The 23,707-nt window shown below is 56.9% G+C and carries 24 protein-coding genes; 22 read left to right on the plus strand and 2 right to left on the minus strand.

The window, feature by feature from the left end:
* Nucleotides 1–3 precede the first annotated feature (3 nt).
* The 4 genes from SR894_RS07615 (at nucleotide 4) to murB (ending at nucleotide 2,624) form a co-directional block, all read left to right on the plus strand.
* Nucleotides 4–249, plus strand: a complete 246-nt coding sequence (locus SR894_RS07615) for a Trm112 family protein (protein WP_133730494.1) — start codon at nucleotides 4–6, stop codon at nucleotides 247–249.
* Complete coding sequence (kdsB, locus tag SR894_RS07620; RefSeq protein ID WP_133730495.1) at nucleotides 249–1,049, plus strand: 3-deoxy-manno-octulosonate cytidylyltransferase; 801 nt, start codon at nucleotides 249–251, stop codon at nucleotides 1,047–1,049. Before SR894_RS07615 ends, kdsB begins: the two co-directional genes overlap by 1 nt.
* Before the next feature lie 74 nt (nucleotides 1,050–1,123).
* Nucleotides 1,124–1,588: a low molecular weight protein-tyrosine-phosphatase gene (locus SR894_RS07625; protein WP_133730496.1), complete on the plus strand. Its 465-nt coding sequence runs from the start codon at nucleotides 1,124–1,126 to the stop codon at nucleotides 1,586–1,588.
* A 25-nt stretch (nucleotides 1,589–1,613) separates the two neighbouring features.
* The gene (gene murB, locus SR894_RS07630) at nucleotides 1,614–2,624 is read left to right on the plus strand and encodes a UDP-N-acetylmuramate dehydrogenase (protein WP_133730497.1); all 1,011 of its coding nucleotides are present in this window, start codon (nucleotides 1,614–1,616) and stop codon (nucleotides 2,622–2,624) included.
* Nucleotides 2,625–2,728: 104 nt separating this feature from the next.
* Here the strand turns inward: murB and rne are convergent, their stop codons facing one another.
* Nucleotides 2,729–6,223, minus strand: coding sequence for a ribonuclease E (gene rne, locus SR894_RS07635; RefSeq protein WP_133730498.1), 3,495 nt, complete (start codon nucleotides 6,221–6,223; stop codon nucleotides 2,729–2,731).
* 706 nt (nucleotides 6,224–6,929) lie between these two features.
* Between rne and SR894_RS07640 the strand changes: the two genes are divergently transcribed.
* From SR894_RS07640 to sppA, 3 genes are read left to right on the plus strand one after another with little or no spacing between them, the layout of a single operon-like run.
* Nucleotides 6,930–7,871: an RluA family pseudouridine synthase gene (locus tag SR894_RS07640; RefSeq protein ID WP_071692872.1), complete on the plus strand. Its 942-nt coding sequence runs from the start codon at nucleotides 6,930–6,932 to the stop codon at nucleotides 7,869–7,871.
* Between the two features lie 38 nt (nucleotides 7,872–7,909).
* On the plus strand, nucleotides 7,910–8,554 hold the full coding sequence (locus SR894_RS07645; RefSeq protein ID WP_133730499.1) for an HAD family hydrolase: 645 nt from the start codon (nucleotides 7,910–7,912) through the stop codon (nucleotides 8,552–8,554).
* Nucleotides 8,555–8,563: 9 nt separating this feature from the next.
* Nucleotides 8,564–9,685: a signal peptide peptidase SppA gene (sppA, locus tag SR894_RS07650; protein ID WP_133730500.1), complete on the plus strand. Its 1,122-nt coding sequence runs from the start codon at nucleotides 8,564–8,566 to the stop codon at nucleotides 9,683–9,685.
* A 28-nt stretch (nucleotides 9,686–9,713) separates the two neighbouring features.
* Here sppA and SR894_RS07655 read toward each other — a convergent pair whose 3' ends face one another.
* A complete protein-coding gene (locus tag SR894_RS07655) occupies nucleotides 9,714–10,376 on the minus strand; it encodes a Maf family protein (protein ID WP_244286486.1) in 663 nt (220 codons plus the stop codon).
* Between the two features lie 186 nt (nucleotides 10,377–10,562).
* Here SR894_RS07655 and SR894_RS07660 point away from each other — a divergent pair, with 186 nt between their 5' ends.
* From SR894_RS07660 to SR894_RS07730, 15 genes are all read left to right on the plus strand, one after another.
* On the plus strand, nucleotides 10,563–11,093 hold the full coding sequence (locus SR894_RS07660; RefSeq protein WP_133730720.1) for a YceD family protein: 531 nt from the start codon (nucleotides 10,563–10,565) through the stop codon (nucleotides 11,091–11,093).
* Between the two features lie 36 nt (nucleotides 11,094–11,129).
* Nucleotides 11,130–11,300 (plus strand): 50S ribosomal protein L32, encoded by a 171-nt coding sequence (rpmF, locus tag SR894_RS07665; protein ID WP_007114757.1) that lies wholly within the window; start codon nucleotides 11,130–11,132, stop codon nucleotides 11,298–11,300.
* A 43-nt stretch (nucleotides 11,301–11,343) separates the two neighbouring features.
* Nucleotides 11,344–12,393, plus strand: coding sequence for a phosphate acyltransferase PlsX (gene plsX / locus SR894_RS07670; protein WP_133730501.1), 1,050 nt, complete (start codon nucleotides 11,344–11,346; stop codon nucleotides 12,391–12,393).
* 113 nt (nucleotides 12,394–12,506) lie between these two features.
* Nucleotides 12,507–13,466, plus strand: coding sequence for an ACP S-malonyltransferase (gene fabD / locus SR894_RS07675; RefSeq protein WP_133730502.1), 960 nt, complete (start codon nucleotides 12,507–12,509; stop codon nucleotides 13,464–13,466).
* Between the two features lie 58 nt (nucleotides 13,467–13,524).
* Entirely contained in the window at nucleotides 13,525–14,268 is a 744-nt protein-coding gene (gene fabG, locus SR894_RS07680; protein WP_009286414.1) for a 3-oxoacyl-ACP reductase FabG, read from the plus strand.
* Nucleotides 14,269–14,392: 124 nt separating this feature from the next.
* Nucleotides 14,393–14,626 carry an acyl carrier protein gene (gene acpP, locus SR894_RS07685; protein ID WP_008956801.1) on the plus strand — a complete coding sequence of 78 codons (234 nt, stop codon included), beginning with the start codon at nucleotides 14,393–14,395 and terminating at the stop codon, nucleotides 14,624–14,626.
* A 192-nt stretch (nucleotides 14,627–14,818) separates the two neighbouring features.
* On the plus strand, nucleotides 14,819–16,057 hold the full coding sequence (gene fabF / locus SR894_RS07690) for a beta-ketoacyl-ACP synthase II (RefSeq protein ID WP_133730503.1): 1,239 nt from the start codon (nucleotides 14,819–14,821) through the stop codon (nucleotides 16,055–16,057).
* 6 nt (nucleotides 16,058–16,063) lie between these two features.
* Nucleotides 16,064–16,876 carry an aminodeoxychorismate lyase gene (gene pabC / locus SR894_RS07695; RefSeq protein ID WP_133730504.1) on the plus strand — a complete coding sequence of 271 codons (813 nt, stop codon included), beginning with the start codon at nucleotides 16,064–16,066 and terminating at the stop codon, nucleotides 16,874–16,876.
* Nucleotides 16,877–16,919: 43 nt separating this feature from the next.
* Nucleotides 16,920–17,927 (plus strand): endolytic transglycosylase MltG, encoded by a 1,008-nt coding sequence (gene mltG, locus SR894_RS07700; protein WP_133730505.1) that lies wholly within the window; start codon nucleotides 16,920–16,922, stop codon nucleotides 17,925–17,927.
* A gap of 48 nt (nucleotides 17,928–17,975) precedes the next feature.
* A complete protein-coding gene (gene tmk, locus SR894_RS07705) occupies nucleotides 17,976–18,629 on the plus strand; it encodes a dTMP kinase (RefSeq protein ID WP_208862640.1) in 654 nt (217 codons plus the stop codon).
* Nucleotides 18,620–19,606: a DNA polymerase III subunit delta' gene (locus tag SR894_RS07710; protein ID WP_133730507.1), complete on the plus strand. Its 987-nt coding sequence runs from the start codon at nucleotides 18,620–18,622 to the stop codon at nucleotides 19,604–19,606. The genes tmk and SR894_RS07710 overlap by 10 nt, the downstream gene beginning before the upstream one ends.
* Before the next feature lie 52 nt (nucleotides 19,607–19,658).
* Nucleotides 19,659–19,994: a PilZ domain-containing protein gene (locus tag SR894_RS07715; RefSeq protein WP_223288168.1), complete on the plus strand. Its 336-nt coding sequence runs from the start codon at nucleotides 19,659–19,661 to the stop codon at nucleotides 19,992–19,994.
* 54 nt (nucleotides 19,995–20,048) lie between these two features.
* The gene (locus tag SR894_RS07720) at nucleotides 20,049–20,879 is read left to right on the plus strand and encodes a TatD family hydrolase (protein ID WP_133730509.1); all 831 of its coding nucleotides are present in this window, start codon (nucleotides 20,049–20,051) and stop codon (nucleotides 20,877–20,879) included.
* 42 nt (nucleotides 20,880–20,921) lie between these two features.
* Nucleotides 20,922–21,494 (plus strand): DUF1285 domain-containing protein, encoded by a 573-nt coding sequence (locus SR894_RS07725; protein WP_133730510.1) that lies wholly within the window; start codon nucleotides 20,922–20,924, stop codon nucleotides 21,492–21,494.
* On the plus strand, nucleotides 21,491–23,704 hold the full coding sequence (locus SR894_RS07730; protein WP_133730511.1) for an ATP-dependent helicase: 2,214 nt from the start codon (nucleotides 21,491–21,493) through the stop codon (nucleotides 23,702–23,704). The genes SR894_RS07725 and SR894_RS07730 overlap by 4 nt, the downstream gene beginning before the upstream one ends.
* Nucleotides 23,705–23,707 lie beyond the last annotated feature (3 nt).

The raw sequence follows: 23,707 nt of genomic DNA on the forward strand, positions 1-23,707 counted from the left end.
CGCATGGATAAGGAACTGCTGGCAATGCTGGTCTGCCCGTTGTGCAACGGTAAGCTGAAGTATGACCGCGACGCTCAAGAGCTGCGCTGCCACTACGATGGCCTTGCCTATCCGATCAAAGAGGGGATTCCGGTGATGTTGCCGGAAGAGGCTCGCGAGATGGATGCCGATGAAAAGCTGCACACTTCACAAGGGCGTTCACCAGGTCGTTCTCCAGGGCGTCCTCAAGAGCGTTCAGGAGACGCTTAATGGCCGTTTTTGATGACATGGCTGATGAAATGGTTAATTTCAAGGTGCCTGACTTTACCGTCGTCGTACCTGCCCGCTATGGCTCTACCCGGCTGCCCGGCAAGCCACTGCTTGAAATTGCCGGGGAACCGATGGTTGCTCACGTATGGCGCCGTGCTTGCCAAAGCCACGCCAGCCGAGTGGTCGTGGCAACAGACGATAGCCGTATTCGTGATGCTATGCTGCCCTACGGCGCCGAAGTGATCATGACCCGCGACGATCACCCATCGGGCACCGACCGCTTAGCCGAGGTGGCTGATATATTGGCATTGACGGATGATGCGCTCCTGGTGAATGTGCAGGGCGACGAGCCGCTGATTCCTCCCGCGCTGATCGACCAGGTGGCGCTGCGCCTAGCCGATGATCCTGAAGCGTCGATAGCCACGCTGGCGGAGCCTATCAATGACGTGGACACGCTGTTTAATCCCAACGTGGTCAAGGTCGTGCGCACACTGCAAGGCCGCGCGCTGTATTTCTCACGGGCGCCCATCCCCTGGGATCGTGAGCAGTTCAAAGCGCCACCGTCCATGCTGGCAACCGATGCCTGGCTGCGCCATATCGGGTTGTATGCGTATCGTGCTGGCTTTCTAGCCGCCTATCGGGACTGGCCTGCCTCAAGCCTCGAACAGCTTGAACAGCTCGAGCAGTTGCGTGCGCTGCAGAATGGTCACGCTATTCAAGTGGCATTGGCCTGCGAAGTAAACCCCGCCGGTGTTGATACGGCCGAGGATCTAGCGCGGATTCGGGCGCTGCTGGCCTAACGCGGGTTCGGGCGTTGCCGACTTAGCGCAGGGGCGGGCGCTTGCTTGGGCAGCTCAGTTTTTAAGGAGCTATCGTGAAAGTATTATTTGTATGTTTAGGCAATATTTGCCGTTCACCGACCGCCGAAGGTGTTTTTCGTCGTGCTCTTGAGCGAGCAGGGTTGGCCGATGAGGTCGAGATAGACTCCTGCGGCGTCGGCAGTTGGCATTTGGGCAAAGCCCCAGACGCCCGCGCCCAGCAGGCAGCACTACTGCGCGGTATCGATATAAGCGACCTGCGTGCCCGCCAGCTAAGCGAGCACGATTTTACCCAATTCGACTACGTGCTGGGCATGGATCAGGACAATCTACGCGCCATGCGCGAGCTGCAGCCTGCCAATAGCCAGGCGCATGTTGGGCTGTTTTTAGATTTTGCTGGTACCCCCGGTGCTGAAGTCCCAGACCCTTATTTTGGCGGTGATGAGGGATTTGAGAAGGTTCTAGATATGATTGAAGCTGCATCAGAAGGGCTGATTCGACACCTTAAGCGAGAGCTGTAATGGGGCTAATGGTGTGGCTGCACAGATGAATATTCTCAGCAATGTGGATTTGTCCGCCGCTAATACACTTAGGCTCCCCTGCCAAGCAGAGCGCTTCGCGTCACCAAAGACATTAACAGCACTACGCCAAACGGTAGCCGAGGCACGCCATAAAGGCTGGTCCGTCACGCTGCTCGGTGGCGGCAGCAATGTTCTGCTTCCCGAGGCACTACCAGGTTTGGTGGTGCGGCCTGATTTGCAACAGCACTGGCTCAGTCAGCGTCAAGGGCAGGTGCTTGCCCACGTAGGGGCGGGGGTTAATTGGCATACGCTGGTGATGGCGACTGCTGCACGCGGCCTGTGGGGCATTGAAAATCTAGCGCTCATCCCCGGCAGTTGTGGTGCTGCGCCGGTGCAGAACATTGGTGCCTACGGTGTTGAACTTGCCGATACGCTGCAAGCGGTGCAGGTAATGGAGCTTGCCACCGGGCGGGTAAATTGGCTAAGCGCGCAAGAGTGCGGCTTTGGTTACCGTGAGAGTATTTTTAAAGGCGAGTTGGCAGGTAGTATTGTGATCACTCAGCTAGTCTTGCGTTTGTCACCCACGCCTGCCCCCCGGCTAGGGTATGGCGATCTCGCTGCACGTTTAGCAAGCTCTCCCACGCCGCTGGCGGTAGCCGAAGCGGTATGTGGTATTCGACGCGAGAAGCTGCCCGACCCACAGGTGCTGGCCAATGCGGGGAGCTTCTTCAAAAATCCGCTGGTAGCTGATGTGCTGGCAGCGCAGTTGTTGCAGCAGTATCCTGCTATGCCCCATTTCCCACAGGAAGGAGGGCAAACAAAGCTGGCGGCGGGGTGGTTAATCGACCAGTGTGGCTTGAAAGGGATGCGTGATGGTGCCTTCGGAGTACACCAGCATCAAGCGCTGGTGCTGGTGCACTTTGGCGGCGGTGATCGTCAGGGGCTAATGAAAACAGCTAGCTATATCGCTGACCAAGTCGAGGCACGCTTTGGGGTGCGCTTAGAGCCCGAGCCGCGGTTAATTAATCCCTGTTAGTTAATTTCTATTAGTTAATTTCTATGCCCTGCCTCTAAGGTGCACATAACGCAAAAATCCCCGCCGAAGCGGGGATTTTTGTTACTACAACACGGTGAACCGATCTATTCGGAGCGTGTGTCTTGCTGCGCCTGTTTGCGCTTCTCACGTGGGTCGTTGTGGGCCCGGGTGCGGCGACGGCGCGGTTTAGGCGCTTCTTCCGTTACTGTGGCTTCAGCGGGTGCTTCACTGGCGACCGGCTGAGCGTCTGCTTCAGCTGCAGTGGCTTCAGTCGCAGGTGTTTCAGTCGCTGCTAGTTCGTCACTGCTCTTTTCAGAGCTATTGTCAGAACCGCCGTCAGAGCTATCATCAGAACTCTTAGGTTCAGCGCTACTCTCTTCAGCGCTTTTTTCTTCAACGCTTCTGTCTTCAGCGTTTGTGTCTTTAACACTCTTAGGCTCATCACCTTTTTCTGCGCTGTCTTGCTGCGGCTCGCTGTTGGCAGGCTCTTCAGTTGAAGGGGCTGCGGAGACACTCTCAGAAGCGCTCTCAGAAGTACTCTCAGCAACCTCTGGGTTTGACGCTTCCTGGCGGGTTTGGGTCTTAGCTGAAACTTCTTCGGGCTGACGCTCGTCGCTGCTTTGATCCGTATCCGCACTATTGAAAGGTGCCGGGGAGGCCGCCTCTTCAATAGTTGCCGTTGGGTCAACGGCGTTGTCTGCAGGCGGTTCGATGGCTTCAGGCGCTGCCTGTTCACTAGCACTGGGCTGCTGGCTATCGTCGGTTTTCTCACTTTCAGTCGGCTCTGCGTTGGCCTTGGCTGTTGCTGAGGTCTCCTCAGATGGCGCTGACGGCTCTTCGCTGGCTGTGGCCTCCGGTTCGCTTGTCTTTGCAACGGCCTCATTTTGCTCAACGGTGGCGGCAGTTGACGTTTGCTCCGTTGGTGAAGCCGCTTTAGGCTGACGGCGCTGGTGCGTCGACTTGCGCGCTTTAGCGTTTTCTGCCACGGGCCGATCGGCGGTCGTTGCGTCGTCCGCTTGCTCGGCGTTGGGCTCAGGCGCATCGGCTGCTGCCGCTTCTGGCTGAGCGGTGACGTCCGAGTCCGATCCTAGTGCAATCGTTGTGTCATTTGTCGCTGCTTTAGCCACCTGTGCCTGTTCTTCTGCCTCAGGGGCTTCGGCTGGCTCTGGTGTCACTGCGGGCGCTTCACTCTGAGCCTCGGCCTGCAGTTTTAACTGCTCAGCTTCTGCCTGGGGATTGATCGCCTGGGTGCGCGTGCGGTTACGCGGGTTATTACGCGTACGCTTCGGCTTGCCGTCATCCTGCTTGGTCTCGACGTTCTTGGGCTCTGAACTCTTGGCCGTTTCATCGCGCTGACTGTCGCGGTTTTTGTCACCACCATCACGACGTGACTCTTTCTGCGCTGCACTTCTGCCGCTGGTGCTCTCTTTAGAGCCCTCTTTGGTGGCGCTGTCTTTGGAAGAGCTATCTTTGGAAGAGCTAGAAGAGCTATCAGCATGGTTCTCTTTACGAGGCGCTTTGGCTGATTCTTGACCGTTAGCGTCGTCCTGCTGGGGGTGACGACGGCGGTTTCGGGTACGGCTGGGGCCGCTACGCTTATCACTACTGTCGTCACTGGCAGGACGCGGTGTGCTGCTGCGCTGCTCGGCTTTCTGTTCAGTTTTTTGTTCAGCTTTGGGCTCGGGGCGGGCGCTGTTATCGCTGCGCGACTCATTACGGCTGGCGTTGTCGCCTCGCTCGCCACGCGACGACTTTTGCCGCGACTCGCCGCTGCGTTGATTGGTTTTGCGCTCGCTTGGCTTGCGCGGCGCGGGTGTTTCAACCTTGGGCTCTGGCGTGGCTTCGGCGCTGCTTTCGTCGCTACCGAGCAACTTGGCGAAGCCGCGGATAAAGCGCCCAATAACGCTGGGTTGTTCGCTGGTCACAGGTGCTGCTTTGACCGCTGGAGCTGCAGCGGGCGCCTTCTCTTCCGTTTGCAGCGATGCCGGCGCGGGAGCGTTGTGGGTAACACTCTTGACGGCGGCTTCGGCGCGTTGAGCGGGCGGCACGAAGCTGGGTGTCGGCTCTTTGCCTACTTCGGTATCGGTGGAGAGCTCAAAGCTCGATAGGCTTTGGGTGTCATCCTCGTCCAGGTGATCATCACGCAGGCGCTGTACGTCGTAGTGAGGCGTATCCATGTCAGGATTGGGCAGCAGTACTACGCGAACATTCTGGCGAGACTCTAGATCTGCCAGCACGCTGCGTTTTTCATTGAGCAAGTAAGTCGCCACGGGTACCGGCAGAATGGCGCGAATTTGCGCGCTGTTCTCTTTCATCGCCTCTTCTTCAATCAGACGCATGATGGACAGCGACAGCGAGCGAACATCGCGAATGGTGCCTTGGCCATTACAGCGCGGGCAGACCACGCCGCTGGTTTCCCCCAGCGAGGGACGCAGGCGCTGGCGGGACATTTCCATCAGGCCAAAGCGTGAAATACGCCCAATTTGCACCCGTGCGCGATCCAGCTTGAGGGCATCACGCATGCGGTTTTCAACTTCACGCTGGTTGCGCGCAGGCCCCATGTCGATAAAGTCGATCACCACCAAACCGCCAATATCGCGCAGGCGCAGTTGGCGGGCGATCTCGTCGGCGGCTTCAGAGTTGGTCTGTAGTGCCGTCTCTTCGATATCGCTGCCCCGGGTGGCGCGGGCGGAGTTGATATCGATGGAGACCAGCGCCTCAGTGTGGTCGATCACAATCGAGCCACCAGAAGGCAGCTTCACTTCGCGCTGATAGGCGGTTTCGATTTGTGATTCGATCTGGAAGCGCGAGAATAGCGGGACTTCGTCCGCGTAGAGCTTGATCTTCTGCTGATAGGAGGGCATCACCTGGCGGATGAAGGCCAGCGCTTCAGCGTGAATCTCGGGGCTGTCGATCAGTACTTCGCCAATGTCCTGGCGTAGGTAGTCGCGCATGGCGCGAATGATGACGTTGGATTCCCGGTAGATCAGGAACGGGGCAGGGCGCTTGGCGGCTTCGGTGGTGATCGATTCCCACACCTGAACGAGGTAATCCAAATCCCACTGTAGCTCTTCCGGGTTACGACCGATGCCCGCGGTGCGCACAATCAGGCCCATTTTATCCGGCACGGTGAGCTGGCCCATGGCGTCTTTGAGCTGGCTGCGCTCGTCGCCTTCGATACGGCGAGAAATACCGCCCGCACGCGGATTATTGGGCATCAATACTAAAAAGCGCCCAGCCAGGCTGACAAAAGTAGTTAGCGCGGCGCCTTTATTGCCACGCTCCTCTTTATCGACCTGGACGATGACCTCTTGGCCCTCTTTAAGCACTTCTTTAATGCTCGGACGTCCGGAAACATCTTTGACAAAGTACTCGCGAGAGATCTCTTTGAGGGGCAAAAAGCCGTGTCGGTCGGCGCCGTAGTCAACGAAGGCGGCTTCCAAGGAGGGCTCTACACGGGTGATTTTGCCGCGATAGATATTGGCTTTTTTCTGTTCTCTTGCGCCGGATTCGATATCTAAATCGTATAGGCGTTGTCCATCAACTAAAGCGACACGCAGCTCTTCGGGCTGGGTCGCATTGATAAGCATCCGTTTCATAGTGTCTCGCATAGCGTTGCGTGCCGGCGAACTGCCTATTGGGTGACGTAGGCGAATCGCTGGGTGCTGCGTGCTTGTGCTCGGCGCATTGCAATGCTGACGCGTCAAGCCGGGAAGGCGTCATCGCCAACCCGGCCAATAGGGCGTTGAGTACGTGGCGGAGGCAGGACGTGTTCCGGTGGCTGTCACGTCCATCCGGCCCTGCTGACACCGCCAACACCTGGCATTCATCGATTCACCAACGCCGGCCACCGGCACAGCGTTGAACTTTTCGCCCGGAGTCAGTCATCGCCTTGTGACGAATAAGGCGGAGCTGCTCAGGGCGTGGCGTTGTTTAGTTGCTGCCTGCCGTTGAGGGCAAGGCTTACTTTCCTCTGCCGGCATAAACACGGGCGGCAGAGTTACTGCATTTTTAAGATCAGTTTTAATACTGTAAAACGGGCAATGCGTACACTGGTGCCGTTTTTGCGTTCAGGCCTGCGTGTTAGTCGGGCAGGCGCATTAACCAAGCTCAGCGGTGATGCTCTCTGCTAACAAATTTAATCAATTAGCTATCGAACAGCTAGTCACTAGCGCTAGACAAGACAGCTTTCTGCGCTTAGCTGGTGAACGATTTCGAATATAACAGTAAAGACTACGACCAGCAATTGACGCAATGCCCTTGGGTCTACGCTAGAATGCCGTTTTTAAGCAGGAGTAAGTAGTAATGTCCGAAGGGCGTGAAGTGCAGTGGGTGGATATCGCCCCGGAGCAAGCAGGGCAGCGAATTGATAATTTTCTCATGACGCGGCTTAAAGGGGCGCCTCGCGCGCTTATTTATCGCATCGTGCGTAAAGGCGAAGTGCGCGTTAATAAAAAGCGTGTGAAGGTGGATTACCGTTTGCAAGCGGGGGATTTAGTACGCGTTCCGCCGCTGCGTTTGGCGCCTCGCGAAGCGGTGAAGGAAGTCAGTGATAATTTGCGCGACCTGCTGGTAGGCAGCGTTATCATGGAAGGCCCCGATTGGATGGTGCTTAACAAACCCTCTGGTTTGGCGGTGCATGGCGGCAGCGGGGTTAAAATTGGTTTAATAGAAGCGCTGCGCCAGGTGCGCGATGATCTAAGCTTTCTGGAACTGGTTCACCGCTTGGATCGCGATACATCCGGCTGTTTGCTGCTGGCCAAGTCGCGAGATGCGCTGGTGACGCTGAACGAGTCGCTGAAAAAGCATGGCATGGATAAGCGTTACCTGGCCCTGGTCAGTGGGCGCTGGCCTGCGCGGAAAACCTATGAGAGTGCTCGGTTAGACCGCTTTGATGCCGGTAACGGCGAGCGGAGGGTAAGGGTAGATCCCAACGGGAAAGTGTCGCGCACCCACTTTTCAGTGGTCGAAACCTTCGAAAAAGTAACCCTTATAGAGGCTGAGCCGGTCACGGGCCGTACCCACCAGATTCGCGTACATGCCGCCCACGCAGGCCATGCGTTATTAGGTGACGATAAGTACGCTACCCGTGAAAGTGGTCTGCTCACCAAGCAGTTAGGGCTGGGGCGTCTGTTCCTTCATGCGCGAGCGCTGACCTTTCCTGAGCCTACTAACGGCCGCCCGGTTACCGTCAAGGCGCCGTTGCCAGAAGCTCTGGAAGAAACGCTCAAGCGCGCCCGTCAATAACTTCTTTTTCACCGCGTTGCCTTTTACAGGGAGCTGCCATGCAGTATGAGTTAATTATATTTGATTGGGACGGCACCTTGATGGACTCGGTGCCGCGGATTGTGTCGTGTATGCAGGCGGCTGCTTTAGAGGCTGAGTGGGGGGCGCTTACAGCGGCTGAGGTGGAAGATATTATTGGCCTGGGGCTACCCGAGGCAATTGCCCAGCTTTGTCCAGGTATTTTACCTGCACAGGCAGAGCGGCTTCGCGAACGTTATGCGCACCACTTTGTGCAGGCCGACGCCACGCCGATGGCGTTTTTTGGCGGTGTCGAAGCTCATATCGCCCGTTTGCGCGGGCATGAGCAGCAGCGTTTAGCGGTCGCAACAGGTAAAAGTCGTCGCGGACTTGAGCGTATTTTTGCTGAGACTGGCAGTGGCGCGTGGTTTCATGCCAGCCGCACCGCGGATGAAACTCGTTCCAAGCCGCACCCACAGATGCTTTCAGAGTTGTTGGTTGAGCTTGCGGTGCCGGTCGAGCGGGCGGTAATGGTCGGCGATACCGAGTATGACTTGGAAATGGCTAGGGCAGTGGGAATGGATCGGGTGGGTGTAAGCTATGGGGTGCATACGCCTGAGCGCTTGGCAATGAGCGAGCCAAAGTGGATTGCCCATAGCGTTGACGAGCTTTTTGATCGGTTATAAGGACATTTTATGAGTGACGATCCAACCCGCCAAGAGGGTGCACAAGAGGGTCATGATGGCCCGGTTAATAGCGACCAGACCAACGAGTTCAAGGAAGATCCTTGGACTGAAGGGCCCGAAGTTCCACCTGGTAAGGGAGCTAAGCAGTCTCCGGGGGCGCCAGGTGATGATGCCGAAACCCTGCGCGAACGCCAGCGATTAGCGCAGCTGGAAATGATGGATCACTGGATAGACGGCGTCTTGACCGAGCAGCGGCGGACTCGGCGCTGGAAGCTGTTTTTCCGGCTGATGTTTCTCGCTGTTGTCCTGGCGGCGCTGTCTGCCGCGCTTTATAGCCTGTTCTGGGATTCGCCAAGTGTCGCAACGCCCACCCAGCGCCACTTGGGCATTGTTAAGGTTGATGGGGTGATTGCTAGCGATTCGCCAGCCAATGCGGAGCGCATCATCCAAGGGTTAAACCGAGCCTGGGATGCCGAAAGCGCTGCTGCCGTGGTGCTGCACATTAATAGCCCCGGCGGAAGCCCCGTTCAGTCTCAGCGTATCTATGCGGAAATCATGCGCCTACGTGAGCAAGGTGATAAACCAATTATTGCGGTGATTGAGGATGTCGGTGCCAGCGGCGCTTATTACATTGCTGCAGCGGCAGATGAGATTGTTGCCTCGCCGGTGAGCTTAGTGGGCTCGATTGGTGTGATTTACGCTGGTTTTGGCTTTGAGGAGGCGATAGAGCGAATTGGCGTTGAGCGCCGCGTACTCACCGCAGGAGAGAATAAGGCCTTTTTAGACCCATTCCAGCCGCTGGATAATGAGGCAGAGGCGTTTTGGCAAGGCGTGCTGAGCCAAACTCATCGCCAGTTTATCGATGACGTCCGGGCGGGGCGCGGCGAACGGCTCAGTGATAGCTCGGACATTTTCTCAGGCCTGATCTGGAGTGGTGAGCAGAGCCTCGAACTAGGGTTGGTCGATCAGCTAGGTAGCCTTGAACAGCTGTCTCGCGATCAAGTAGGTAATATCGACTGGGTGGACTATACGCCGAGTCTTGATCCATTTGAGCGCTTTACTCGGCGTTTTACCGAGGTTACCGCCGAAGTGCTGGGCATTAGGGCGCCTAACACCCCGCTTAGTTTCTGATCGCCAATCCTCGTCCTGGGCGTATTGGTTAGGGCGCGCCAAGCGGATCAAGGCCCGCTTGGCGCAACATGTCGCAGAGCGCGATCAGCGGTAGCCCAATCAGAGCGTTGGGGTCACGGCCTTCCAGTCTTTCAAACAGCGCAATGCCAAGGCCTTCCATACGAAAGCTGCCAGCGCTATCTAGCGGCTGCTCTTTGGTCACATAGTTTTCGATCTCCTGCGTGCTAAGAGTGCGGAACACGACCTCGAAGGGCTCGACATGAACCTGATGGCGCTGGTGGCGTGTATCCAGTAGCGCTAAACCGGTCAGAAAGGTGACGCGCTGGCCAGAGAAGCGGGCAAGGTTAGCGCAGGCCTTTTCTACTGTATGGGGTTTGCCAAGAATGTCGCCTTCAAATACCGCCACCTGGTCGGAGCCTATAATGCAGTGGTGGGGGAAGTGAGCCGACACGGCGTTGGCTTTGCTAAGCGCTAGGCGATGTACCAGTGCGTGTGGTGTTTCGCCATTATGCGGCGTTTCATCAATATCCGGTGAATGGCACTGGTAGGGGAGTTGCAGTCGATCCAGCAACTCACGCCGCCAGCGTGAGCTTGAGGCAAGTACCAGCTCCGTCTTTAAGGACTGAGTATTTAAGGGCTGGGCACTTAAGGGCTGAGTGCTCGATGGCGCTGTCATGGAGGGTGAGGTCACAGAAAACTCCTGGTTAATGCGGTTGCGCTCGTGGGACGGCAAAGCAGTAGAGTGTAGCGAAAGCTGCGAATTGTGCCCATGTCGGCTGTTTATTGAGACCTATGTTGGTTATTTATTGAGGAAGTGATGAAGAAATATACCGACAGCTTTGACACCAGCAGGGGGAGTGCCTATCATTGCGCGCCTATGTTGACCTCACAACTCCCCAGTCGGGTGGAGCCTTATAAGCTCGCAGCCCGCCACGAACGAATCGAAGGCTTGGTAGCGCTGGATAAGCTGCCACGTCTTGCCGAAGAAGCGGGTGACCAAACCGGCGACTGTCATGTCGTGCTTGAGTTTGGTGTCGATGCTCAAGGTCGTCGTGAAATTCGTGGCCACTTGCAAGCGACGTTGGCGCTTGCCTGCCGACGCTGCCTAGTGCCGCTGCCTCAAGAGGTGAGCAGTGACTTTCTGCTTGGAATGATCACTGATGAAGCCTTGGCGGCCGAGTTGCCTGCTAGTCATGAACCGGTGCTGGTGGAAAAGGAACAGCTGGATCTCCTGACGGTGGTTGAGGATGAGTTGATTCTCAGTCTGCCCCAGGTGGTCTATCACGATGAAGCCGAATGTCATGTCTCGGCGGAGCAGCTGGTCAGCAAAACAGAAGGCGCGGCGTCAGATACAGCGCCAGCGACGAACCCTTTCGCGGTGCTGAATGTCTTGAAAGGCAAAAAATAAGCACCCTTTACCTTAAATACCTTGGAGTAAACCCCCATGGCAGTTCAACAGAACCGTAAAACTCGTTCCAAGCGCGGTATGCGTCGCAGCCACGATGCGCTGACCGCTCCGACGCTGTCTCAGGACAAAGAAACCGGTACGACTCACCTGCGTCACCACGTTTCTCCAGACGGTTTCTACCGTGGTCGTAAAGTGGTTGAGGTATAAGCCTCAATTGCATTACTAAGCGGCTAAACGGACTCAGTGCGGTATGCGCTTAGCGATTGATGTGATGGGGGGTGACCAAGGCCCTCATGCGATTATCGCAGGCTCCGCAAGGGCGGTGTTGGAACACCCCGGTCTTGAGCTGATTCTGTTTGGCCCGCGTCAGCAGATTACTGCTGAGCTTTCGCGCTTGCCGCAGCCTCTGGCTGCGGCAACGTCACGTTTGGTGGCGCGTGATTCGCCCGATAGCGTGATTCAGGGGGCAACGGCTGCCTGGGCGTTGCGCAGAGGCCGGGCAACGAGCATGGCGCACATGCTGCAGTGTGTCGCCCAGGGTGAGGCGGTGGCTGGCGTAAGCGCAGGTAACACGGCGGCGCTTGTTGCCTTGGCAAGGCGCGAACTGGGGATGGTCGAGGGGATTTCGCGACCGGCGATCAGTACTGCGATTCCAGCCCGCCAAGGGCGCCGTTGTTACTTGCTGGATCTAGGCGCCAATGTGGACACTCCTGCCCATCGACTGGTCGATTTCGCGCTGATGGGGGCGGCGATGGCGCAGTGCGTTGATGGCACCGCGGTGCCGCGCGTGGCGCTACTCAACGTTGGTGCTGAAGCCACCAAGGGAAGTGCTAGCGTACGTGAGGCTGATCGTCTTCTGCGTGAGTATGCCAGTGGTAGTGCTTTCGACTATCAGGGCTATGCTGAGGGTGGTGATCTGTTTAAAGGTCAGCTTGATGTAGTGGTGTGTGATGGCTTTGTGGGCAACGCTGTCCTCAAGGCGAGCGAAGGCTTGACGAGTATGTTGGTTGAGCGCGTGCAGATGGCGTTTGAGTCGCGCCTAAGTGGTCGTTTGGCAAGCCTACTGGCCAAGCCTGTGTTAAAGCGCTTAAAGCAAGAGCTTGATCCCGTGCGCTACAACGGGGCCAGTTTGTTGGGGTTGCGCGGTATCGTAGTGAAAAGTCACGGCAGTACTCATGCCGATGGGTTTTACTACGCTATCCGTCGCGCCCTGCAGGAAGTAGAACATAACTTACCTGCGCGGATCGCAGGCCGCTGGCAAGCGCCATCAAGTGAAAATGATGGCACTTGCCCGCCATGATCAGATAATAAAGATTTAACTTTTTTGCGGGTTTATAGGTGGCATCAGGATGTGCCAATAACCTCGCCTATCGCTCATATGAGCAAATGCCTACAAGAGCAAAGGTGAACGACATGTCTCAACCCCTTGCCCTCATTTTTCCCGGGCAAGGCTCTCAGCAGCTTGGAATGCTGCGAGAGCTTGCCGAGCGCTATAGTGTGGTGGGAACGACATTTGAGGAAGCGTCGGATGCTTTGGGCTACGATTTGTGGAAAGTCGTCCAAGAAGGCCCCGAAGAGTCGCTTAATGCAACCGCTTGCACCCAGCCTGCGCTGCTCTCTGCCAGCGTCGCCATTTGGCGAGTGTGGCAAGAGCTGGAAGGGCCGCGGCCGACGGTTATGGCGGGCCATAGCCTAGGCGAATACAGCGCTATGGTGTGCGCAGGCGTCATGAGCTTTGCCGAAGGCGTCAACCTGGTACGCCTGCGCGGCGAGGCCATGCAGGCGGCGGTGCCCGCTGGTGAAGGCGGCATGGCGGCAATCCTGGGCCTGGCGGACGATGCGGTTGAAGCCGCCTGTGAAAAGGCTGCTCAGGGCGACGTTGTTTCAGCGGTCAACTACAATTCCCCAGGGCAAGTGGTGATAGCGGGCTCTAAAGTAGCCGTTGAGCGAGCTATTGTTGCTTGCCAAGAGGCCGGTGCCAGGCGCGCCATGGCATTGCCGGTTTCCGTGCCGTCGCACTGCGCATTGATGCGCCCTGCGGCCGAGCGCCTGGCAGAGGCGATACAAACTATCGAGCTGCGGGCGCCGCGCTACAGTGTCATCCAAAACGTCGATGCCCAGGCCCATGCCGATACCGCGACATTGAGCACGCGGCTAGTCGAGCAACTTTATCAGCCGGTGCGCTGGAGCGCCTGTGTTGAAGCCATGGCGAATCAGGGCGTGGAGGTATTTATTGAGTGCGGGCCAGGAAAGGTGTTGACTGGCCTCAATAAGCGTATCGTGAAGGGTAGTAAAGGATTGGCGGTGAACGATCCTGATAGTCTGGAAGCTGCGCTTGAACTGGCGCGCGAAACCTTGGCTGATAAGGCGTGACCTGGGAATGTTTTATTCCACTATCCTTGCTTGATTACACGGTGAGAGGCAGAACGTTATGACACAAGAGAGTAGAGTTGCCCTGGTAACGGGGGCGAGTCGCGGTATTGGTCAGGCCATTGCTCGCGAGCTAGGTCGCCAGGGCCGTATTGTCATTGGTACAGCGACCAGTGAGTCTGGTGCTGAGAAAATTGATGCCGATTTGAAAGAGCACGGCATTGAAGGGGCAGGTCTATGCCTTAATGTGACCGACCAGGCCAGTATCGATAGCGTATTGAAAACGATTACTGAGCGCTTTGGTGCGCCGACTATTTTGGTTAACAACGCGGGTATCACGCGTGATAATTTGCTGATGCGTATGAAAGAAGATGAGTGGGACTCCGTCATGGATACCAACCTGAAATCTGTCTATCGTGTTAGCAAGGCGTGTTTACGGGGAATGACCAAGGCGCGGTTTGGGCGTATTGTGTCAATTAGTTCTGTAGTGGCAACCATGGGCAACCTGGGCCAAACTAACTATGCTGCAGCTAAGGCTGGTATGGAAGGTTTTAGCCGCGCGCTAGCGCGTGAGGTCTCCTCTCGTGCGATTACGGTCAACGCTGTGGCGCCGGGCTTTATTGCCACTGATATGACCGAAGCGCTACCTGAAGCACAGCACGAAATGCTGCTTAAGCAAATTCCGCTGGCCCGTTTAGGGGCGCCGGAAGAGATCGCCGCAGCAGTGGGCTTTTTGACCAGCGATGCAGCCGGTTATATCACTGGCGAGACGCTTCACGTGAATGGCGGCATGAATATGCGTTGATGGCCTTGGGCTTGGCGGTTGCGTCTACCCAAGGGCGTCTATAAACTACCCCGCAGCTTTTGGCTTGCGGTTTCCAAATAGCTGGTTATCAAAAACGGCTAATGTGAACGACTGGAGTACGTTAATGAGTACTATTGAAGAGCGCGTTAAGAAAGTTGTAGCAGAGCGCCTGAACGTTAAAGAAGAAGACATCCAAAACAGCTCTTCTTTTACAGAAGACTTGGGTGCTGATTCGCTCGACACCGTTGAGCTGGTCATGGCTTTGGAAGAGGAATTCGATACTGAAATTCCCGATGAAGAAGCTGAGAAGATCACCACGGTTCAAGAAGCCATCGATTACGTGAACGCCCACCAGTAAGGGCTGCGTCGATGCATCGAACCAGGGTGGGGTGCTAGCCACCCGCCTTAAAAGCCGTCCTTTTCCAGGACGGCTTTTTTGCTTTGCTGCCACAATGCTTATAACGTTCAATCTCCGTTATACTGTTGACCAAATTTAAGCAGCAAATGACCCAAGTGGGTCGCGTCACCATGGATGCCTGGAGGAAAGCTGATGGCACGGAAAAGGGTAGTGGTAACTGGGTTAGGCCTGGTGACCCCAGTGGGTAATAGCGTTGATGAGTCGTGGGCCAACATTGTGGCCGGTAAAAGCGGTATTACGCCTATTGAGCATTTCGACACCAGTGGGTTTAACACCCGCTTTGGTGGGGCGATCAAAAACTTTGATATTAGCCCGTACCTGAATCCTAAAGATGCCCGTAAGATGGATCTGTTTATTCAGTACGGCATGGCGGCGGGCGCCCAAGCGGTAGAAGATTCGGGTATTGAGTGCACCGAAGAGAATGCCGATCGTATCGGTGTGGCTATTGGCTCAGGCATTGGTGGCTTGCCCATGATTGAGCATAACCACAACGCACTTAACAAAGGTGGCGCTCGCAAAGTATCGCCATTCTTCGTGCCGGGCTCTATCATCAATATGATTTCGGGCAATATGGCGATTCAGCACGGCTTCAGAGGCCCGAATATTGCCATTACGACTGCCTGCACTACGGGTACTCATAATATTGGTTACAGCGCACGCACCATCGCTTATGGCGACGCGGACGTAATGATCTGCGGCGGGGCAGAAATGGCCACAACGCCGCTGGGGCTGGGCGGCTTCTCTGCGGCTCGCGCGCTCTCTACGCGTAATGACGATCCGGAAGCCGCAAGCCGCCCCTGGGATACCGACCGTGATGGCTTTGTGCTATCCGACGGTGCTGGTGTTTTGGTGCTTGAAGAGTATGAGCATGCCAAAGCGCGAGGTGCCAATATCTACGCCGAGCTGGTGGGTTTTGGTATGAGCGATGACGCTTATCATATGACTTCACCGCCGGAAGATGGACGCGGCGCAGCGCTCTCCATGCGCAATGCGATTAAAGATGCCCAGGTTGACGTTTCTTCGGTTCACTACATCAACGCCCACGGTACCTCCACTGCGGCCGGCGATCTGGCCGAAAGTCGTGCCATTGAGAACGTCTTGGGTGGCGCTGCCAACAGCGTGGCAGTGAGCTCCACGAAGTCGATGATTGGCCACCTGTTGGGGGCCGCCGGTGCGGTAGAGGCGGTGTTTAGTATCCTGGCTATTCGCGATCAGGTCGCGCCGCCCACCATTAATCTGGATAACCCGCAGGAAGGCTGCAATCTGGACTATGTGCCGCACACCGCGAGGGATATGCGCATTGATATGGCGCTTTCGAACTCCTTCGGTTTTGGTGGTACCAACGGCTCGCTGCTGTTTAAGAAGGTGTAGTTAGCGATGCTGCCGCCTACGTCATCCGCTGATCAATCTGTGCCGTTTGACGATCGTGGGCTGGCGTATGGCGATGGTCTGTTTGAAACAGTGCTGCTGCGGGCAGGAAAGCCGGTGCTGTGGCGTTATCATAAGGAGCGCCTGGCACAAGGCTGTCATCGCCTGGGGTTACCGCTACCCTGCCAGGAGGCCCTTGACGCCACTTGGCAAGGCGATCCCACTGCTGAGTTCGAAGTGCTTAAGGTGGTACTGACCCGAGGCAGCGGCGGGCGTGGCTATGCCCAGCCCGATCAGATCACGCCGCGGCTGCTCAGTCGTCGAATGCCGTTTCAACCGTCGGTTAAGCGCTGGCAGGAAGGGGTGACCGTGCGACTTTGCGATTTGCGGCTGGCTCGTCAGCCTCGGTTGGCAGGTATCAAGCATCTAAATCGACTGGAAAACGTATTGGCCCGTCAGGAGTGGAACGATACCGCTGTTGCCGAAGGTTTACTCGCCGACAGTGAAGGCCTTGTGGTAGAAGCCACCAGTATGAATGTTTTTTGGCAGCAGGCGGGGGAAGTGTTAACGCCTCAGCTTGACCAGTGCGGCGTGGCTGGCACGCTGCGTGCCGCATTGCTTGACCAAGGTGCCGCCGCTCACGCTTCGCTGACGCTTCATCAACTTGCTGATGTCGAGCGGCTATGGGTGGCCAACTCTGTCCAGGGGGTATGGCCTGTTACCACCTTGCTTGCCGCGGATGGTTCACTGCTGCAGCGCTGGCCCTTGAGTCAGCCTGACCCGTTCCAGCGCTTGGCGCATCAGCTATTGGGCGTTGTTTGAACGCCACTGTTTAGATATCGCTCAGCAATTTTCTAGAGGTGTCATGGTGAAACGGTTATTAACCGCTTTATTGGTGTTAGTAGTGGTTGGGGCTGCAGCTGCAGCAGGCGGTTATTTCTATTGGCAGAGCCGATTAGAGGCACCGCTAGCGCTTGATGAGCCAATGCTTTACCAGGTGCCCTCTGGCGCGGGCTTTAATCAGGTCGTGGCGCGATTGGAAGAGCAGGGCGTGCTGGAAGATGCCTGGGCGTTTCGCTTGCTAGCGCGGGTCGAGCCGGAACGCGTCCCGCAACTGCGTACCGGCGAGTATCAGCTGCTGCCGGATATGAGTGGCCTGGAAATGATGGCACTGCTGGGTAGCAATAAAGTCGTCACCTACTCGCTGACCATTCCTGAGGGATGGTCTTTTCGGCAGATGCGCGAATTACTCAATGCGGCGCCAAAGCTCGATCACCGCACAGCGGAGTTGAGCGATGCGGAGGTGATGACGCTACTCGATCGAGAAGGCACCTTTCCAGAGGGCTGGTTCTTTCCCGATACCTATCGCTATCATCTGGGTATGAGCGATGTCGATATCCTGCGTCAATCACTGGAGCGGATGGAGCGCATTCTGGAAGAGGTTTGGGAAGAGCGGGCGGACAACCTAACCATTGACTCACCCTACGAAGCGCTGATTATGGCCTCCTTGATCGAGCGGGAAACCGGTGCGCCCGAGGAGCGGCGCGAAATTGCCGGTGTGTTCAAACGCCGCATGGAGCAGGGCATGCGCCTGCAAACCGACCCGACGATTATTTACGGTATGGGTGAGCGCTATGAAGGGCGAATTACCCGCGCCGATATTCGCGAGGCCACGCCCTATAACACTTACGTCATTGACGGCATACCGCCCACGCCGATTGCTATGCCTGGGCGTGCCTCCTTGGAGGCAGCGGTGAATCCACTGCCTGGCGAAACGCTCTATTTCGTTTCCCGTGGCGATGGTACACACCATTTCTCGCGTACGCTGCGGGAGCATAACAATGCCGTTAATCGCTATATCCGCAACCGGTGATAGCCATGCCACATCACCAATGATTGATGACCACTGTAAGGGAGCATGATGAGTAAGCGTGGACGCTTCATTACGCTGGAAGGCGGCGAAGGTGTGGGCAAGTCCACCAATGTGGGCTTTGTCGCCGAGTGTCTGGAAGCCGAGGGGCTGGAAGTTGTGCGAACTCGAGAGCCGGGTGGTACCGCGCGTGGCGAAGCTATTCGCGCACTGCTGCTGGATCCTGCCCCCCAAGAGCCGCTACATGTCGACGCGGAGCTGCTGCTAATGTTCGCTGCGCGAGCGCAGCACCTGGCGGAAAAGATACTCCCCGCCTTGGCGAGAGGGGCATGGGTAGTGTGTGATCGCTTTACCGACGCCACCTTTGCCTATCAGGGCGGAGGGCGCGGCATTGCCAAGGAGCGTATCGCCGTGCTGGAAGACTTTGTTCAGCAGGGGCTCTCTCCCGATTTAACCCTACTGCTCGATATGCCCAAAGAGGCTGCAAGGCAGCGCCTAGAGTCGCGCCTTCGTGATCGCCATGAGCAGCTTGATCGTTTTGAACAGGAGCAGGCTGACTTTTTCCAGGCCGTGCGGGATGGCTACTTGGCACGAGCGGAAGAAGCGCCCGAGCGCTTTGCGGTGATCGATGCACAATACACCCTGGATAAGGTACAAAGCCAAATCCGCCAAGTCCTATTAACAAAGGTCGCGGCATGGCGTTAACCGGCGTAATGCCGTGGCACCAAGCCACCTGGCAGCATTTAACCCGCTTGGCTGATGGTGGGCGTATGCCCCACGCGCTGTTAATTCACGGCGCCCACGGTGTGGGTAAGGAGCATTTAGCGGAGGCGTTAATTGCCCGAACGCTATGCGCTTCGCCTGCTGATCAAGCCTGTGGCCATTGCCATAGCTGCTCAATGCTGGCATCGGGTTATCACCCGGATCTGCTGCGGGTTTCTCCGGAAGAGGGAAAGCGCCAAATCCGCATTGACCCTATCCGCGAAGTTAATCGCTTTGTTTCGCAAACGGCTCAGCAGGGCGGTTACCGGGTGATTGTGGTTTCCCCCGCCGAGGCAATGAACGTTGCCGCTGCCAATGCGCTGCTCAAAAGCCTTGAAGAGCCCGGTGATAAAACCTTGTTTATTCTGCTCTCAGACGTACCTTCGCGGATGCTGGCGACGATTCGCTCTCGCTGTCAGCAGTGGTCGCTACCCAGCGTGGCTTTTGAGGCGTGTCGTGGCTGGTTGATTGAGCAGTTGGGCAGCGCCGACGAAGCCTACTTCTGGTGGCAGGTGGCGGGTGGCCTGCCGTTGCTGGCCGTGGAGTTGGCGGCACCGGAAGAGCGCGCCCTGCGCCACCAGATTCACGATAGTTTTGAGCAGCTAGTGCGTGGTGCCGAGCCCGTTTCAGAGGCGGCCCGTCTGGATCGTCAGGCGATTGATGCCATCTTGTGGTACGGTATCGCCTGGCTGGAAGACCTGATTCGTCTAGGCTTGTCTGGGGAGGCAGCGGTGTTGCATAACCCCGATTTAGAGCCGCTCTACCGCCAGGCGGTTAAAAATGGTCGTGTTCAGGATTGGTTTCGCCTGCTCGATTATGCCCGCGAACAGCGCCGGTTGTTGGCGGTTGGGGCAAACCCCAATCCTCAGTTAGTGCTTGAAGCATGGCTGGTGCGCTGGGCGGCGCTGCTGCGTTCATAGTGGTGTTTGTTCAATCCCCCACGGCTGTTCAAAACAGTACAGCGAGGTCGTCATGGCTGCTCAGAAAGCGCTCTCTCTTACCATCCCGGATGTTCCAACACTGCTTTCCGCGTATATGCCTTTTCTGGATCGCGGGGGGGTTTTTGTACCTACTCCGACCCCTTATGAGCTTGGCCAGCAAGTGTTTTTACTGCTTACGCTGCCGGGTGAAAGCGAACGTCTTTCGGTTACTGGTCAGGTAGTGTGGGTATCTCCAGAGGGGGTGACTGGCCGCCGTATGCCAGGCATTGGCCTGCACTTCAGTCAGCAGGATTATCCCGTTCGTGACCGCATTGAGACGCTGCTTGCCGGTCAATTAGATAAAGCCGCGCCATCGTTCACACTCTGAATGTCCTATTTGTTGAGAACAGCCTGTTAGTACCCATTTGATGTCGAGAGCCGTATGTTTGTTGATTCACACTGTCACTTAGATCGTTTATCCGACCAGACCCATGGGGGCGATATTGATGCCACTTTGACCGCCGCCCGCGCTGCCCATGTCAGTCAATTTCTGGCGGTAGCAGTGACGCTGGAAGACGTGCCGCAATTGGCGGCCATTGCCCGCGCCCACCAAGATGTGGCAATTTCCGCTGGCTTACACCCCTTACATGAATGTGAGAATGAGCCTAGCGTCGCGGATATAAAAGATGCTGCTGAGCAGTATGGTGCGGTGGCGATCGGTGAAACTGGCCTGGATTACCACTACCGCGACAGTGTGCCAATAGAGGTTCAGCACGAGCGCTTCAAGCGCCACTTGATCGCCGCGCGGGAACTTGAACTGCCAGTGATTATTCACACACGCGAAGCCAAAGAGGAAACCCTGGCTTTGCTGCGTGAATATAGCGACCCGCGGGTGGGCGGTGTATTACACTGTTTTACAGAAGACTTGGCGATGGCCCGTGAGGCGGTGCGGCTGGGTTTTTATATCTCGCTGTCGGGCATTATTACTTTTCGAAACGCTGCTCCACTGCGCGAATTGGCCCGTCAGTTGCCTCTTGATCGCCTGCTGATTGAGACCGATAGCCCCTATCTAGCGCCCGTTCCTCATCGCGGTAAGCCCAATGAGCCCGCCTGGGTGGTACAAGTGGCGGAGTGCATTGCCCAGGAGCGGGGCATCAGTGTCGATGAAGTGGCCATGCAAACGACCGCCAACTTTTATCAGCTCTTCCGTGCCGCGGCGCCCGATGCCCCGGAACACGTTAAAGATGCGTTGGCCCACTCAGGGCTTCTATAGCAGCCTGGGGCGCCTTGAATACGCTCAAACGAGGTGGGCGAGATGAATATTGATCGATTGCTGCAGCAAGGTAGTGGAGATGAAGAGCGCGCTGGCGCTATTCCTCCGCTCGATGAGTGGCAGCCTGCGCTCTCGGGTGATATGAATATCGTCATTCACGCCGATGGTAGTTGGTGGCACGAAGGGCAGCCGTTTGCCCGCCCTAAGGTGGCACGCCTATTAGCAACGCTGCTGCGCCTGGATGACGAGGGTTACTGCCTGGTTACGCCGGTAGAGCGCTGGCGAATAAAGGTCGAAGACCTGCCGCTGGTGGCGGTAGAGGCTGACTTTCGTGACGGTGCCTGGTGGTTTACCACCCAGTTTGATGACGTGGTTCGCTTAGATGCTGAACACCCGCTCACCGTCACCTCAACTCCCCAAGGCGAGGCGGTGCCACAGCTGCCAGTGCGTTTTGGGCTAGCTGCCCGCTTGCACCGCAATGTCTTTTACCAGTTGGTTGAGGCGGCTGAAACCCGTAATGTGGGCGATGGCAAGAGTGAACTGGGACTAACCAGTGCCGGGCAGTGGTTTGCGTTGGGTCAGGTGGATGATGAATTACTTGGCGAGGCGCCGTGAAGTTAACCGCTGAACAGCAAGCTGTTGTTAATCACCAGGCGGGGCATGCACGGGTAGCGGCCGTGGCCGGGGCCGGTAAAACCACCACCATGGCTGCCCGGGTGCTGCATATATTGGCCAGTGGCGTACCGCCAAAGCGTATCCTGGTGCTGATGTTTAACCGCTCTGCCAAAGATGATTTTCAACGCCGCTTAGCTTCAATGGCTCCTGCAGGCCAGGCGCTGCCGGATGTGCGTACTTTTCACTCCCTGGGCCACCGCTTGACCATGAGCCTGTGCCGCTGGGGCGCGCTGGCGCCGCGCCAGCTACTGTCCGCCGATTGGCAACTGGAAAGGCTGCTTCGCCAAGCGAGCCTCAATGTGCTGCGTGACGCGGTTGAGCGCCGGGATGCTGCCCTGGAGGGAGATCGCCTGGAAGTATTGGCCCACTTCTGTGGCTTGGTTAAAGCAGAAATGGTCACCCCGGAAGCGCTCTACGAGCGGCTCAATTTTGACCCGGATACTGACTATTTTCCGGCAGCCTTTGCCGAAGCAGAGAGGCTGTTGGCAGCGGAAGGCGTCATGACCTATGCCGATCTGCTCTATCGTCCGCTGTTGGCTTTAGAGGCTGATATCGCCCTGCGTGGTCGGGTCGAAGGGTTTCTGGATCATGTCATTATCGACGAATACCAGGATATTAACGCTGCACAGCAGCGACTTTTATCGGTGTTGGTAGGTAGTCGTGCCGAGGTAATGGCAGTGGGTGATGCCAACCAGTGTATTTATGAGTGGCGCGGCGCCAAGCCCGACACCATGCTGGAAAATTTTACCGCCACTTTTGGCGAGGCGACCGATTATCCGCTATCGACCACCTTCAGGCATGGTCATGCGTTGGCGCTGGCAGCTAATCATGCCATTGCCGCTAATCAGCGTCGCCCCAACCAGTTGTGCCTGGCCGCAGCTAATAACCCTGAAACCCGTGTTTCAGTCGGGCAGGGGAGCCGGTTACTGCTTGATGCATTGATGGATTGGCAGGCCCAGGGGCGAGCGTTTAACGAAGCCAGCTTGCTGGTACGCAGCTGGGCGCTTTCGGTACCGTTCCAGCTGGCGCTGCTCCAGGCTGGGATACCGTTTCGGCTTCAGCGTGAGGATCGTTTTGTTTTTCGTCTGCCGCTGGTGCAGGCGCTGGCGGGGTATTTAAAGCTGTCACGTCGCCCTGATCTTCTGCGCGATCCGCAGCAGCTGTTACTGCTGCTTTCTCAACCAACACCCTTCGTTGCCCGTGAGCGGCTTCAGCGTTTGGCACACCAACTGGCGACTACTCAGCAGTGGCCCGAGCGGCATGACCCCATGCTTACGGCGTTAAAGCCGATCCAGCGGCGCACGCTGAAAAAGCGCTGGCTGCTACTTTGTGAGCTGCCACAGCTGAGCGCATGGCCACCCGCTAAGTTGCTACGCCACGTGGTGGAAAGTATTGATGCTGAAAAAACGCTGAAGCGTGCGGCAGCGCGGCGAGATAAAGGCGAAGAGGATGTGCGCTTACTCGACGTGCTAATCGAACAAGCGCAAAGCGTGCAAGACCCTGATGCCTTTATCGAGCTTCTTGAACGCCCGGTGGAAAATCAGGCGGGCGGTGTCCTGATTAGCACTGTACACGGCGCCAAAGGGCTCGAGTGGCCGCTGGTAGCGGTTGCCGGGGTTAACGAAGAAGACTTTCCCCACTATAGCCGCGATAATCCGCTCAGCGATGACCGGCTTGAGGAGGAGCGGCGGCTCTTCTACGTGGCGATCACTCGCGCCCAGGAGCAACTATTAGTGCTTCATGACGGGGGCGTGCACCGGCCGAGTCGCTTTATTGCCGAAAGCGCCTGGCAGGATAGCATGCGGGTTGCCTCCTGCTTAGCCAGTACCAACGCACCCGCGGCGACCCTGCAAGTGACATCAGTGGGGTTGGTTGAACGCTATCTGGCGCGACTGGGGCGAGACGATATTGTGCTTGCGCCGGCACAGGTTGAAGAGGTCAAAGTAGGTTATTCAGCAGAGGCGAATTTCTACCCTGGTCAACGGCTTCATCATGCGGTATTTGGCATAGGCGAAGTGGCGGCAGTGGAGGGAAGTGCCAGTGATCCGGTTATTGATGTGCGCTTTGATCAGGCAGGACGAAGAAGGCTCATTGCCCGCCGTGCGCCGATTGAAGTGTTGGAAAGCCAGCAAAGCGCGACACTTTCATAGCCT

The sequence above is a fragment of the Vreelandella neptunia genome (assembly GCF_034479615.1).
Lineage (GTDB): Bacteria > Pseudomonadota > Gammaproteobacteria > Pseudomonadales > Halomonadaceae > Vreelandella > Vreelandella neptunia.

Excerpts from the sequence above, each read along its gene's own strand:
- kdsB (WP_133730495.1), top strand. The coding sequence starts at position 249 with ATGGCCGTTTTTGATGACATGGCTGATGAAATGGTTAATTTCAAGGTG.
- SR894_RS07615 (WP_133730494.1), top strand. The coding sequence starts at position 4 with ATGGATAAGGAACTGCTGGCAATGCTGGTCTGCCCGTTGTGCAACGGT.
- SR894_RS07720 (WP_133730509.1), top strand. The coding sequence starts at position 20,049 with ATGTTTGTTGATTCACACTGTCACTTAGATCGTTTATCCGACCAGACC.
- acpP (WP_008956801.1), top strand. The coding sequence starts at position 14,393 with ATGAGTACTATTGAAGAGCGCGTTAAGAAAGTTGTAGCAGAGCGCCTG.
- rpmF (WP_007114757.1), top strand. The coding sequence starts at position 11,130 with ATGGCAGTTCAACAGAACCGTAAAACTCGTTCCAAGCGCGGTATGCGT.
- fabD (WP_133730502.1), top strand. The coding sequence starts at position 12,507 with ATGTCTCAACCCCTTGCCCTCATTTTTCCCGGGCAAGGCTCTCAGCAG.
- fabF (WP_133730503.1), top strand. The coding sequence starts at position 14,819 with ATGGCACGGAAAAGGGTAGTGGTAACTGGGTTAGGCCTGGTGACCCCA.
- sppA (WP_133730500.1), top strand. The coding sequence starts at position 8,564 with ATGAGTGACGATCCAACCCGCCAAGAGGGTGCACAAGAGGGTCATGAT.
- tmk (WP_208862640.1), top strand. The coding sequence starts at position 17,976 with ATGAGTAAGCGTGGACGCTTCATTACGCTGGAAGGCGGCGAAGGTGTG.
- SR894_RS07725 (WP_133730510.1), top strand. The coding sequence starts at position 20,922 with ATGAATATTGATCGATTGCTGCAGCAAGGTAGTGGAGATGAAGAGCGC.
- pabC (WP_133730504.1), top strand. The coding sequence starts at position 16,064 with ATGCTGCCGCCTACGTCATCCGCTGATCAATCTGTGCCGTTTGACGAT.
- mltG (WP_133730505.1), top strand. The coding sequence starts at position 16,920 with ATGGTGAAACGGTTATTAACCGCTTTATTGGTGTTAGTAGTGGTTGGG.
- SR894_RS07645 (WP_133730499.1), top strand. The coding sequence starts at position 7,910 with ATGCAGTATGAGTTAATTATATTTGATTGGGACGGCACCTTGATGGAC.
- SR894_RS07715 (WP_223288168.1), top strand. The coding sequence starts at position 19,659 with ATGGCTGCTCAGAAAGCGCTCTCTCTTACCATCCCGGATGTTCCAACA.
- SR894_RS07640 (WP_071692872.1), top strand. The coding sequence starts at position 6,930 with ATGTCCGAAGGGCGTGAAGTGCAGTGGGTGGATATCGCCCCGGAGCAA.
- rne (WP_133730498.1), bottom strand. The coding sequence starts at position 6,223 with ATGAAACGGATGCTTATCAATGCGACCCAGCCCGAAGAGCTGCGTGTC.
- fabG (WP_009286414.1), top strand. The coding sequence starts at position 13,525 with ATGACACAAGAGAGTAGAGTTGCCCTGGTAACGGGGGCGAGTCGCGGT.
- SR894_RS07710 (WP_133730507.1), top strand. The coding sequence starts at position 18,620 with ATGGCGTTAACCGGCGTAATGCCGTGGCACCAAGCCACCTGGCAGCAT.
- SR894_RS07660 (WP_133730720.1), top strand. The coding sequence starts at position 10,563 with ATGTTGACCTCACAACTCCCCAGTCGGGTGGAGCCTTATAAGCTCGCA.
- plsX (WP_133730501.1), top strand. The coding sequence starts at position 11,344 with ATGCGCTTAGCGATTGATGTGATGGGGGGTGACCAAGGCCCTCATGCG.
- murB (WP_133730497.1), top strand. The coding sequence starts at position 1,614 with ATGAATATTCTCAGCAATGTGGATTTGTCCGCCGCTAATACACTTAGG.